Source organism: Thermus sp. (assembly GCF_040290245.1).
In the GTDB taxonomy this organism is placed as follows: Bacteria; Deinococcota; Deinococci; order Deinococcales; family Thermaceae; genus Thermus_A.
In genome coordinates this window covers 39,084-51,045 of the sequence record NZ_PSMQ01000003.1, presented here as the reverse complement: position 1 = coordinate 51,045, position 11,962 = coordinate 39,084, and the positions used below count along the sequence as shown (strand labels likewise).

Below are 11,962 nucleotides of genomic sequence, written 5' to 3'. Positions count from 1 at the left end.
GGGCCCCCTCCTCCAATCCCCTCCCCTCCGCCGAGACGGTGGGAATGGCCACCAAGCGGGCAAGGAGGTCTCTCGCCCGGTCTAAAAAGGGTCTCATGGTACACTGAGTCTACTATGGTGGAACCTGCCCTGGTCCTTTACGGCGCCACCTATGAGAAGGCCCTCGAGGCCCTGGACGAGCTCCTGCGGGAAAGCGGGGCCCGCTACGCCCTCTTGGTGGACAAGAAAGGCTTTGTTCTGGCCCACAAGGAGGCCCTTTGGGCCCCCAAGCCGCCCGCCTTGGACTCCCTGGCCACCCTGGTGGCGGGCAACGCCGCGGCCACCCAGGCCCTGGCCAGGCTCCTGGGAGAAGCCCGGTTCAATGAACTCCTCCACCAAGGGGAGCAGATAGGGCTTTACGTGGACGAGGTAGGGGAGTACGCCCTCCTCGTCTTGGTCTTCGACCCCACCGCACCCCTGGGCCGGGTAAAGCTCTACGGCAAGCGGGCCGCCCAGACCCTGGCCGAGCTGACCAAGGACGCTTTGGTCAGCCCCAGCAAGCTGGGCCTGGACACGGAGTACCGGGAGGGGGCAAGCGCCCTTTTGGACGAACTCTTCGGGAACTGAACGATGAGCACCATCAACTTCGCCAACCGCGAGATCAACTTCAAGATCGTCTACTACGGCCCCGGGCTTTCTGGAAAGACCACCAACCTCAAGTGGGTCTATGGCCGTATCCCCGAAGGCCGCAAGGGGGAGATGGTCTCCTTGGCCACGGAGGACGAACGGACCCTGTTCTTCGACTTCCTGCCCCTGGACCTGGGCGAAGTCAAGGGGTTCAAGACCCGGTTTCACCTCTACACCGTCCCGGGCCAGGTCTTCTACAACGCAAGCCGGAAGCTCATCCTCCGGGGGGTGGACGGGATCGTCTTCGTGGCGGACTCTGCCCCCAACCGGCTTCGGGCCAACGCGGAGAGTATGCGCAACATGCGGGAAAACCTGTCGGAATACGGGCTGAGCCTGGACGACGTTCCCTTGGTCATCCAGGTGAACAAGCGGGACCTGCCCGATGCCCTGCCCGTGGAGATGGTCCAGGCGGTGGTGGACCCGGAAAAGAGGTACCCGGTCTTTGAAGCAGTGGCCACGGAGGGCAAGGGGGTGATGGAGACCCTAAAGGAGATCAGCCGCCTGGTCCTGGCCCGGGTAGGCTCAGAGGCCTAAGGGGCCGCCGCGGTCTCCTACCCCCCCTCACGGGGGGGTTTCCCCTCGAGCTGAGTCAAGCCCTTTTGGCAAGCCATAGTACCCCGTATAGGTAACCTGGGCTTTACTTCAGCCAGCCTGAGTATCTTTTATGGAAGGGACATTTGTCCCATCTTTTGGCTTTTATTCGGGACAAATGTACTTGCCCAAGAGGCTTTTACCTTTCTATTCTAAGTTACGTGTACGGTGAACTCGCCGCACACAGGAGGAGGGTATGGAAGGAAAACCCATTGGTGCCCTAGGCGTGGTCGTGGTTTTGGTCTTAACCATCCTGGTCTTCTGGCTGGGCGTCTACGCCATCCTCTTCGCAAGGGGGTAGGGTATGGACGAGCAGAGGGCCCATAAGCTTCTCCTCGCCTACGAACGGGGTTGGCTGGCCTTCTCCATGCTCATGCTCTTCGTCTTCATCGCCCTCATCGCCTACACCCTGGTGACCCACACCCGGGGGGTCATCCCTGCGGGGGCACTGGAGCACGTGGATCCGACCACGGTCCGCACAGAGGGCCCCTTTGCCCAGCCCGGGGTGATCCAGACAGGCCCCAACCAGTACACCGCCTACGTCCAGGCCTTCACCTTTGGCTACCTCCCCAACCCCATCGAGGTGCCCAAGGGGGCGGAGATCACCTTCAAGATCACCAGCCCCGACGTGATCCACGGCTTTTACGTGGAGGGGACGAACCTCAACGTGGAGGTGATCCCGGGGGAGGTCTCCACGGTGAAGTACACCTTCAAAAGAGCCGGCGAGTACCGGATCGTCTGCAACCAGTACTGCGGAATCGGCCACCAGAACATGTTTGGGAAGATCGTGGTAAAGGAGTGAGAGCATGGCGGTGCGGAGTTTCTCCATGAGCCAGGTTTACGCGGCCCACCCGGAGAAGAAGCTCACCCTCTACTTCCTGGTACTGGGCTTTATCGCGGTCATCGTGGGGAGCCTTTTCGGCCCCTTCCAGGCGCTCAACTACGGGAATGTGGACGCGTACCCCCTCCTCAAACGCCTTCTGCCCTTTGTCCAGTCCTACTACCAGGGGCTTACCCTCCATGGCGTTCTGAACGCCATCGTCTTTACCCAGCTCTTCGCTCAAGCGGTTATGGTCTACCTTCCCGCCCGGGAGCTCGGGCTTAAGCCCAACATGACCCTCGGGTGGGTCTCCTGGTGGATGGCCTTTTTAGGGCTTGTCCTGGCCGCCTTGCCCCTTCTTTCCAACGAGGCCACCGTTCTTTACACCTTCTACCCCCCCCTTAAGGGCCACTGGGCCTTCTACCTGGGGGCCAGCGTCTTTGTGCTTTCCACCTGGGTGAGCCTCTACCTGGTCCTGGACATGTGGCGGCGGTGGAAAGCCCAAAACCCAGAACAGGTGACCCCCCTGGCCACCTACTTGGCGGTGACCTTCTGGCTGATGTGGTTCATCGCCTCCCTTGGGCTGGTCCTCGAGGCGGTGCTTTTCCTCCTCCCCTGGTCCTTCGGCCTCATTCAGGGAGTAGACCCCTTGGTGGCCCGGACCCTCTTCTGGTGGACCGGCCACCCCATCGTCTACTTCTGGCTTTTGCCCGCCTACGCAATCCTTTACACCATCTTGCCCAGACAGGCGGGGGGGAAGCTCCTCTCCGACCCCATGGCCCGGCTCGCCTTCTTGCTCTTCCTTCTTCTTTCCACCCCGGTGGGCTTCCATCACCAGTTCGCCGACCCGGGGATTGACCCCCTTTGGAAGATGATCCACTCTGTTCTCACGCTGTTCGTAGCCGTGCCGAGCCTTATGACCGCCTTTACCCTAGCAGCCAGCCTGGAGCTGGCGGGCAGAATGCGGGGCGGAAAGGGGCTCTTCGGTTGGATCAAGGCCCTTCCCTGGGATAACCCCGCTTTCGTGGCCCCTGTTCTGGGCCTGATCGGCTTCATTCCCGGGGGAGCGGGCGGGATAGTCAACGCCAGCTTTACCCTCGACTACGTGGTCCACAACACCGCCTGGGTCCCCGGCCACTTCCACCTCCAGGTGGCCAGCCTGGTCACCCTGACCGCCATGGGAAGCCTTTACTGGCTCCTCCCCAACCTCACGGGCAAACCCATCTCCGACGGCCAAAGGCGTCTGGGCCTGGCGGTGGTCTGGCTCTGGTTTATCGGGATGATGCTCATGGCCTTAGGCCTTCACTGGGCAGGGCTTCTCGGCGTTCCGCGCCGGGCCCATATCAGCCAGGTTCCAGAGGCCTACACCCATGCGGCGGTGCCCATGGTCTTCAACGTCCTGGCAGGCATCGTCCTCCTGGCAGCCCTCCTCCTCTTTATCTATGGCTTCTTCAGCATGCTCCTGCAGCCCAGGCGGGAGGTGGCCTTAGCGGAAGCGGAGGTCCCCTTTGCCGAGGTCCTGTCCGGCCCCGAGGATCGGAAAAGTGTGGCCGCCATGGACCGGATCGGGTTCTGGTTCGCGGTGGCGGTGACATTGGTCCTCCTCGCCTACGGGCCCACCGTGGTCCAGCTCTTTAGCAACCTGAACCCCGTCCCTGGGGTTCGGGTCTGGTAAAAGCCCCTGGCCCCTGGGGGGAGAACCTTCCCAGGGGTATCCTTCGCCCGCTCCCATGCTGCGGCACCCCCTTTTGCCCTACGCGGCTCTTTTGGAAGTCCTCCCCTTCTTTTTTCAGTTTCTAGGCCTGGGGCTTTCTGAAAGGCTCGGCCAAGGGCTTTGCGGCTCGGCCTTTGGACTTGGGGAAAAGGAGGCGGTCAGGTACGGCCTGGTGAGCGAGTACTACTTCTATGGCCAGGCCTTTTTGGCCCTCCTCTCTTTAAAGGCGACGTACGCCCTCGGCCTCAGCGTTTTACGCTTCATGTATGCGAAAGGCGACCCTCCTGGGTTTGAACCCCTGGTCTGGAAGCTGGGAGTAGGGCTTTCCTGGACCTTCCTCCTGGCCTTTCTCCTCACCCGTACCCTGCCTTTGCCCTTCCTTACCCCAGTAGGCCTGGCCTGGCTTTCCCCCGCTCCGCTGGACCCCCTTTCCCTCCTCATGGTCCTCCCTGAGCTTCCGCTCCTTTACCTTTTCTATATATTCTATATACTCAAGCCGTGAGGCTTCCCAAAGGGATTTACGCCCTAGGCTTAGTCAGTTTCTTCATGGACGTGGCGAGCGAGATGGTCTACCCCCTCCTCCCCCTCTTCCTGGTGGGCCTGGGGGCTGGGGCGGCTGCAGTGGGCCTGGTGGAGGGGGTGGCGGAAGCCACGGCCAGCCTCTTCAAAGTGGTGGGGGGGCGGGCCTCTGACCGAATCGGGGCCAGACGGCCCTTTCTCCTTCTGGGCTACGGGCTTCCCGGCCTCTTCCGGCCCCTTTTGGCCCTGGCTACTCAGCCCTGGCACGTCCTCCTTTACCGGTTTTTGGACCGGATGGGTAAGGGGCTTCGCACCGCCCCCCGGGACGCTTTGGTGGCCGAGCTCGCCCCTAAGGAGGCCCTGGGCCGGGCCTACGGCCTCCACCGGGCCATGGACACCCTGGGGGCCACCCTGGGGCCCCTCCTAGCCACCTTGCTCCTTCCCCTCGTGGGGGTGCGGGGGGTTTTCTGGCTTTCTGCGCTGCCCGCCCTCCTAGCCGTTTCGGTCATCCTTCTTTGGGTCAAGGAAAAGCCAAGCCCCCCTAGGCCCTTGGCCCCTTTACGGCTTCAGCGGTTCTCCCCGGGGTACCGGCACTTTCTCCTGGTTTCTGGGATCTTTACCCTGGCCCTTTCCTCCAACGCCTTTCTCCTTTTGAGGCTTCACGAGCTCGGGCTTTCCGAGGAGGGGGTGACCCTGGTGTACACGCTCTACAACCTTGCCTATGCCCTCCTCTCCTACCCTCTAGGGGGGGTCGGCGACCGGCTGGGGCTGACCACCCTGGTGGGGGGAGGGTTTCTGGTCTACGCCCTGGTCTACCTGGGGTTCGCCTGGGCCCAGGCCCCCGGGCAGGGGGTGGGGCTGATGCTCCTCTATGCCCTTTACTCCGCCGCGTTTGAAGGGGGAAGCCGGGCCTATCTGGCCACCTTGATCCCAGAAGGGGAAAAGGCCAGCGCCATCGGGTTTTATCACACGCTGGTGGGGGTCTTGCTCCTTCCGGCAAGCCTCCTTTTCGGAGGCCTGTGGCAGGCTCTGGGCTCGAGAACGGCCTTCACCGCAGGGGCGGGGCTAAGCCTTCTGGCCTTTCTCCTCTTCCTGCAGCGCCCGAAAGAACCGGGGCGGGGATAGGCTGATGAGCACCATTCCCCCGGGCCGAAGCCGGCCTTTGAGAAGGGCCACCCCGCCTTTTTTAATCTGGATCCGTCCCTCGAGGGGGATCCCGAGGACCAGCCAGGCCGCCAGGCTGGAGAGCCAGGGCTCATGCCCCACCAGGGCCACGCGCCTACCCTTTATGGCCTTAAGCAGGTCCGGCGAGGGAAAGGTGGCCAGAAGGGGGGTCTCCTCCAGATGCCCGGCCAGGGGGAGGAGGAAGGCCGCGGTCTCCTTGGCCCTGTCCAAGGGGCTGGTGTACACGCGGTCAAAGCGCACGCCCAGGGCCTCAAGCCCCCTGACCACCTGGGCGAAGGCCCGTCTTCCCTCCTCGCTTAAGGGCCGCTTCTCATCCGGCTCGCCGGGAAGGGCATGCGCATGGCGGATCAGATAGAGCTCCATGCCCCACTTTAAATCACCAGGCCTGGGCATCGTGGCGGCCACCCCAGAGCCTGACCTCCCCCTCAGGGGTAAGGAGGAAGGTGTTTCGGTCATCCTTGAGCTGGCGCTTCAGAACCCTTAACACCGCCTTCCGGGCCTCCTCGTCCAAAACCGGGAAGAAAAGCTCATACCGGCGATCAAAATTCCGGGGCATGGCGTCCGCGCTCCCCATGTACACAAGCCACCGCCCCCCGCCGCGGAAGGCCGCCACCCGGGCGTGTTCCAAAAACCTCCCCACCAGGCTCCGGGCCTCAAACCCGGGAGCGAGAAGCGTCAGGGTGCTCCGCACGATGAGCTGGACCCTCGCCCCCTTCTGAGCGGCCTCGAGGAGGGCCTTTAAGACCCCGGGGTCGGTCAGGTGGTTGAACTTGAGGATGATCCGGCCTTCGGGATGGGCCTCGGACCGGATGCGCTCCAGTAAAAGCTCCCGGATGCGAGGACCCGTGTACAGGTGGGAAAGGGCGGGTTCCTGGCCATCCCTCAAGGCCAGGAAGAAGCGGCGCAGGTCCTCCACCACCCCCTTGCGGGCGGTGAAATAGGAGAAATCCGTGTACTGGGCGCCGTTTTGGGGGTTGTAATTGCCGGTGCCCAGGTGGGCGAACCCCCCCTCCTTGCCCAAGAGGAGAAGGGCCTTGGCGTGGACCTTCCGCTCGGGCAGGGGGACCACCTCCACCCCCGCGCGCCGGAAGCGGAGATACCAGGCAAGGTTTAAAAGCTCATCAAACCGGGCGCGGGCCTCGAGGAGGACGTGCACCCGCTTGCCCATCTGGGCCGCCCGGATCAAAGCCAGAGCCAGGGGGTTCTCCGGCCCGATCCGGTAGAGGGTGGCCCAGACCTCCTCCACCTCCGGTGCCAAGGCGGTCTCGGCGAACCGCTCCACCGCGCGGTAGTCCTGGAAGGGGTGGTAAAGGAGGAGGTCCTGCCGGCGCAGGTGGTCCAAGGGCGCCTTCAAAAAGGCTTTGGGCCGATTTGGAGAGAGGGGAATAAAGCGAAGGCCCTCGGGCCCGGCCTCCACCAGGGCTTCGGCCAGCCTAAGGTCCAGGGGCGGGGCTTGGAGGTAAACCTCCTCCTCCTTAAGCCCCAGGGCTTCCCTAAGCCGGGAAAGCCAGACGGAGGGGAAGCCTTCCTCCGCCTCGAGGTGGGTGAAAACCCCCTCCATCCGCTCCTCCAGAACCTGGGTGAGGTCATCCCAGTCCACCCGGTCCTGCTCGCTTTCCATAAGCCTCAAGGCGCGGAACTCGTACAGGGGCCCGGGCTCGGGAAGGACGAGGTCGGATCGGAGGCGGAAAAGCTCCCCCAGCCGCACAAAGGCCCCCTCCCGGCCCGGGATCGGAAGGAGCCGGGGCAGGTCCTGGGGAAGCCGGACCAGGTGACGCTCGGAGGCGAAGTACAGGGCCCCGCTCGTGAGGTCCTGCGCCTGGGACCAGTCCAAAAGGTCCGTCCGGGGAACAGCCACCTCGGCCAGATAGACCCCGAAATAGGCCTCCTCCTCCTCGTCCAGGGCTTCCACGGGCAGCACCTCCAGGCCCTTCGGCCTCAGCTCGCCCAGAAGGAGCCCGTACCTGGCCCAGGCCAGGCCCTTCTGAAGCCTTGCTTCCTGGAGAAGAGCCCGGTACTCGGCCCCCCCTCTGCCCCTGAGAAAGGGCTTGGCGATCCGGGCCGTAAAAAACTCGTCCATGTTCCTCGCCCATATCGCCACGAAGCGGAGCCGCTCCAAAAGGGGGAAGTCAGGCCGTTCCGTCTGGAGGAGAACCCGACGGTTAAAGCGAAGCCAGGCCAGCTCGGGTAGGATGGTCTCGGCATGCTTCATTCCCCTCAGGATACACGCCGGCTGGGGGTGCTGGACCTGGGAAGCGGCACCGCCCGGCTTGTGGTCTACGAGTACCTTCCCGGCCTCTACTTCCACCAGGTGGACGAACTCCGGGAACCCGTCCGGCTGGGAGAAGGCCTGGCGAAAGGCGTTCTGAGCCAGGGGGCGCTAAAGCGGGGGGTCCAGGCACTTCGCCTCTTCGCCGACTTCGCAAGGGCGGTGGGCCTGGAGAAAGAAGCCCTGGTGGCCCTCGCCACCTCCCCCCTCCGGGACGGCCAAGGCGGGGAGGCGCTCTTAGAGGAAGCGGCCCGGTTGGGCCTCCCCCTTAGGGTCATCCCCGGGGAGGAGGAGGCCCGGTACGGGGTTTTGGCCGTGGCCAACAGCTTTTCCTTCCTCGAGGCCTGGGTGGTGGACCAGGGGGGTGGGAGCGCTCAGATCTCCCGGATGGAAGGGCGCCGGTTCAAAGAGGGAAGGGCCTTTCCCCTAGGGGTCCTGAGGCTGAAGGAGGCCTTCTTCCACAAGGACCCCCCCACCGCCCGGGAGGTTTCGGCCTTGAAACGTCACCTCAAGACCTTTTTCCAAGGCCTCCCTTCTGACCCCCCCCTCCCCTTGGTGGCCATGGGGGGAACGGTCCGGGCTTTGGCCCGGCTCCACCAGAAACGAACCCGTTACCCCTTGGACCTCCTCCACGGCTACTTCCTCCCCCTCGAGGCCCTGAAGGCGCTCAAAGACCTCCTCTTGAACCTGCCTTCAGAGAAGCGGAAGGAGCTGGAAGGCCTCCAGCCCGACCGGGCCGAGACCGTCCCCGTGGGGGCGGTGTTCTACGAGACCCTCCTCGAGGCCCTGGGCCTTCCCGGCCTTTTCATCAGCGGCCAGGGCATCCGGGAAGGGGTGTTGTACGAGCGCTTCCTCCCCTCACCCCACCTCCTGCCCGAGGTCCGCTCCTTCTTCGTCCAGGCCCTTTTCCACCGCTACCCCTTTGACCCCGCCCACCGCGACCGGGTGGCCGGCCTGGCCCTGGCCCTGTTCGATGCTTTGGCTCCTCTTTACCCGCTGGGGCCTTGGGAGCGAAGACTCCTTCAGGAGGCCGCCTTCCTCCACGACATCGGGATGCACGTGGGCTACCGCGACCACCATAAGCACGGGGCTTACCTCGTCCTTTCCGAGCCCCTTCCCGGCCTCTCCCACCAGGAGCAGGCCTTCCTCGCCCTCCTCGTCCGGTACCACCGCCGGGGCAAGCCGGAGCTCAAAGACCTAAAGCCCCTTTTCGCCAAAGGGGAAAAAGCCCTCCTGCTGAGGCTTTCCGCCCTTTTACGCCTGGCGGAGCACCTGGAACGCCCCCGCACGGGCCGGGTACGGGGGGTGCGGGTGGAGATCGGTGAACGGGTGCGGCTCCGGTTAGAAGCCTCCGAGGAGCCCTGGGTGGAGATTCTGGAGACGCAAAAGCAAGCCGACCTCTTCGCCAAAGCCTTCGGCCTGGGCCTCGAGGTGGTCTGGCCGTGATCTCCTCCCCTCAATGAATTTTTCTAAAAATAACCCCCCCCTCCCTCAGGGGGGGCCATGGTGCCGGGAACGGGACTCGAACCCGTACGGGGGATATTCCCCCAGCGGATTTTAAGTCCGCAGCGTCTACCGTTCCGCCATCCCGGCGGCCAGTATTCATGCTACAGGGCCTGGCCGTCCCTGCCAAGCCGGAGGGTCAGGTCCGCGCCCAAGGCCGCCTCCCCCGAGACCCGGTAGGGCAGGCCCAGCGACTCCGCCAAGGCCTTGGCCAGAAGCCCGGGGCCGTTTTCAAGCACCTCCGTCCTATTTGGGGGAAGCTCCGTCTCCCTGAGAAGGACCCTTAGCCCCATACCCCGTAGCCTCTGCGCCACCCTCTGGGCCCGCTCCTCCTCCTTTGGACCATAGACCACGGCCACCAGCCGGCCGGAAAGCGCGGGAGGGCTGGCCTCGGCCTGGTCTTCAAAGTACACCCGGCGCATCTCTGCCCAGGCGGCCTGGTCCACCACCCACCCGTTGCCAAACCGACCCGGCAGAAGAAGGCTCACCAAGGTGGGCCGGTTCATGGCAAAGCCCAGGATCCGGCCAATCTCCTCCCGGCTGAGGTCGGTCCGCAGATAGGCCTCGGCCCGGGCCACCGCCTGAGGAAGGCGCAGAAGCCCCATAGGGGTCAAGAGCTGTTCCTTCAAGGCCTGAAGAAAGGCCTGCTGGCGCTGGATACGGCCGATGTCCCCTAGGGCGTCCTTACGGAAGCGGAGGTACGCCTCGGCCTGGGCCCCATTCAGGGTTTGGCAGCCGGCCTCGAGGTCGATCCGGAGGCCCGCCGCTTGGTCGGTATAATGCATGGGTTTTTCCACACAGACCCTCACCCCGCCCAGGGCGTCCACCGCCTCTCTCAGGGCTGTTAAGCTTACACTCACGTAGGCATCTACAGGTACCCCGAGAAGGTCTTCCACCGCCCGCATGGCCAGCTCTGGCCCCCCTAGGGGGTTCGCAGCGTTAATCTTGTGCCATCCGTGGCCGGGCAGGTCCACCCAGACATCCCGGGGTATAGAAAGGACCACCACCCGGTTCGCCCTAGGGTCCAGCCGCACCAGCAAAAGGGTGTCCGTAAGCCCCTGGAAGCGCTCAGGGGCCTTTTTGTGATACCCCACATACTCCGGGGTTACCCCAAGGACCAGGAGGTTCAAAGGCTCGTCCAAGGTCTTGGGCAAGGCCCCGTACTTGGCCACGGGCCTTACCAGGGGGTAAAGCCAGATCGCAAGCGCAGAGAAGGCCGCAAGGAACAAAATCCCGAGCACCCGCCTCACAAAAGCCCAGTCTACCCCCAGCCGGATGAGAAACTAGGGGAAGCAGTAGGTGGTGTCCGTGAGGACGCGGTCCGCCTGGACGATCCCGTACCCGGTCTGGGGGTCATACCGCCCGCCATTGGAAGCGGTCATGGTGAGGCAGGTGCGCACCTGGTCGGGGGTGGGGGCTTGGCCGTAGCGGGGCTGGTATTGGGCGATGTACATGGCGGCCACCCCGGCCACCTGGGGGGCGGAAAACGAGGTGCCTTTCCACTTGACGACGCGCCCCAAACCCCGGTAATACCCGTAGTCCCGGTTTAGGGCAAGAGACCAGAGCGCTTCAAGAGGAAAATGATTGCCCCCAGCGGCCATAACCAGGTCGGCCGGTGTAGAGGAGTAGTTGGAAAAGTCAGAGCGCCTTCCGTCCAAACGCACCGAGCCCGCAGCGATCACGCCGGGATACCGGGCCGGATATACGAGGCCATCGGTTCCGTCATTGCCCGCCGCAGCCACCACCACAGTTCCCTTACGCAAGGCATAGGAAATCGAATCCCGTAGATAGAGATCCTGTGGACCACCCAGGCTCAGGTTGATGACATTGGCCCCCTGGTCCGCCGCATACCGGATGGCCCCATCCAGGACTGCCGTAGTGCTGGTGTACCGGGAACCCACAAAGTAGAAGACCTTAATCGGCAAAACTTTGATCCGGTTCCAGCCCACCCCGGCGACATATGAACCGTTGTTCGTCACCGCGGCGATCAAACCGGCCACGCCCTGACCGTGGTCGGCTTCATAGGATGCGCCGCTTGGGGGTGGGGAAGGGTCCAAGGCCTTAGGCCCGCTAAGCCCATCCGGCGTGGCGTTGTATCCGGGAAGCAGGTTGGGGGCAAGCTCTGGGTCCTTCGGGTCAAAGGCGGTGTCCAAAACGGCCACGGTGGGGGTGCATCCTGGGGCAAAGCGATCCCAGGCCTGTTCCATCTGGATAAGGCGGAAAAAGGGCTGCTGACGCGAGGGATCTAAAAGGGACTCCGGATAAAGCGGATCGTTCGGCCGGGCCAGAAGGCGGTAGAGGTAGTTGGGCTGGACATACCGCGCCCCGGCCCGCAGGAGGGCCTCGGCCCTGGCCCTCTCCTGGCCCGGGGGGACCCTTAGGTGAAGGGCCCCTCCGGGAAGGGTGGAAAGGACCTCCGCCTCCCCAAGAAGCCCCGCCCGGTCCAAAAGGCCCTGGGGAGTGAAGCCTCCTCCAAGCACCAGAAGCTCGCCCGGCACGTGGGGAGCGTCAAAATCCCCCAGGCCCTGGAAAGAGGGGGGGAGGCCCTGGATCGAAGGGCTCTGGGTGGGGCGGCAGGCCTGGAGGGTTGGGGGCGGGCTTTGCGTCTGGTTACAGGCGTAAAGCAGGGGAAGCAATAAAAGAAGGGCAGACCGCCTCATGCCCTAAAGCTTACCCCCGGCCGGGAACCGCCCTC

General features: G+C 64.1%; 12 protein-coding genes and 1 tRNA gene. 8 read left to right on the top strand and 5 right to left on the bottom strand.

All coding sequences use genetic code 11. The features are described 5' to 3' along the window. Positions 1-114 precede the first annotated feature (114 nt). The 7 genes from mglB to C4301_RS01080 all read left to right on the top strand — a co-directional run bounded on the left by mglB (position 115) and on the right by C4301_RS01080 (position 5,435). A complete protein-coding gene (gene mglB, locus C4301_RS01110) occupies positions 115-606 on the top strand; it encodes a GTPase-activating protein MglB (RefSeq protein WP_352413277.1) in 492 nt (163 codons plus the stop codon). Between the two features lie 3 nt (positions 607-609). Then, positions 610-1,200, top strand: a complete 591-nt coding sequence (mglA, locus tag C4301_RS01105) for a GTPase MglA (protein ID WP_352413276.1) — start codon at positions 610-612, stop codon at positions 1,198-1,200. A 253-nt stretch (positions 1,201-1,453) separates the two neighbouring features. Next, positions 1,454-1,558 (top strand): cytochrome c oxidase subunit 2A, encoded by a 105-nt coding sequence (locus tag C4301_RS01100; protein ID WP_352413275.1) that lies wholly within the window; start codon positions 1,454-1,456, stop codon positions 1,556-1,558. A 3-nt stretch (positions 1,559-1,561) separates the two neighbouring features. After that, on the top strand, positions 1,562-2,059 hold the full coding sequence (locus C4301_RS01095; RefSeq protein ID WP_352413274.1) for a cupredoxin domain-containing protein: 498 nt from the start codon (positions 1,562-1,564) through the stop codon (positions 2,057-2,059). 4 nt (positions 2,060-2,063) lie between these two features. Further along, the gene (locus C4301_RS01090; protein WP_352413273.1) at positions 2,064-3,752 is read left to right on the top strand and encodes a b(o/a)3-type cytochrome-c oxidase subunit 1; all 1,689 of its coding nucleotides are present in this window, start codon (positions 2,064-2,066) and stop codon (positions 3,750-3,752) included. A gap of 55 nt (positions 3,753-3,807) precedes the next feature. Next, entirely contained in the window at positions 3,808-4,293 is a 486-nt protein-coding gene (locus C4301_RS01085; RefSeq protein ID WP_352413272.1) for a hypothetical protein, read from the top strand. Next, positions 4,290-5,435 carry an MFS transporter gene (locus C4301_RS01080; protein WP_352413271.1) on the top strand — a complete coding sequence of 382 codons (1,146 nt, stop codon included), beginning with the start codon at positions 4,290-4,292 and terminating at the stop codon, positions 5,433-5,435. The genes C4301_RS01085 and C4301_RS01080 overlap by 4 nt, the downstream gene beginning before the upstream one ends. Here C4301_RS01080 and C4301_RS01075 read toward each other — a convergent pair. Continuing rightward, positions 5,376-5,858, bottom strand: a complete 483-nt coding sequence (locus tag C4301_RS01075) for a SixA phosphatase family protein (RefSeq protein ID WP_352413270.1) — start codon at positions 5,856-5,858, stop codon at positions 5,376-5,378. The two genes, C4301_RS01080 and C4301_RS01075, sit on opposite strands and share 60 nt — an antisense overlap. A gap of 13 nt (positions 5,859-5,871) precedes the next feature. Beyond that, positions 5,872-7,707 carry a polyphosphate kinase gene (locus C4301_RS01070; RefSeq protein ID WP_352413269.1) on the bottom strand — a complete coding sequence of 612 codons (1,836 nt, stop codon included), beginning with the start codon at positions 7,705-7,707 and terminating at the stop codon, positions 5,872-5,874. On the opposite strand from C4301_RS01070, the gene C4301_RS01065 reads away from it, so the two are divergent. Next, on the top strand, positions 7,699-9,210 hold the full coding sequence (locus C4301_RS01065) for a Ppx/GppA phosphatase family protein (protein WP_352413268.1): 1,512 nt from the start codon (positions 7,699-7,701) through the stop codon (positions 9,208-9,210). The genes C4301_RS01070 and C4301_RS01065 overlap by 9 nt on opposite strands. Before the next feature lie 58 nt (positions 9,211-9,268). Here the strand turns inward: C4301_RS01065 and C4301_RS01060 are convergent. From C4301_RS01060 to C4301_RS01050, 3 genes are all read right to left on the bottom strand, one after another. After that, a tRNA-Leu gene (locus tag C4301_RS01060) sits at positions 9,269-9,357 on the bottom strand. A 14-nt stretch (positions 9,358-9,371) separates the two neighbouring features. After that, positions 9,372-10,517 carry an LCP family protein gene (locus C4301_RS01055; RefSeq protein WP_352413267.1) on the bottom strand — a complete coding sequence of 382 codons (1,146 nt, stop codon included), beginning with the start codon at positions 10,515-10,517 and terminating at the stop codon, positions 9,372-9,374. A gap of 33 nt (positions 10,518-10,550) precedes the next feature. Next, positions 10,551-11,927: a S8 family serine peptidase gene (locus C4301_RS01050; protein ID WP_352413266.1), complete on the bottom strand. Its 1,377-nt coding sequence runs from the start codon at positions 11,925-11,927 to the stop codon at positions 10,551-10,553. Positions 11,928-11,962 lie beyond the last annotated feature (35 nt).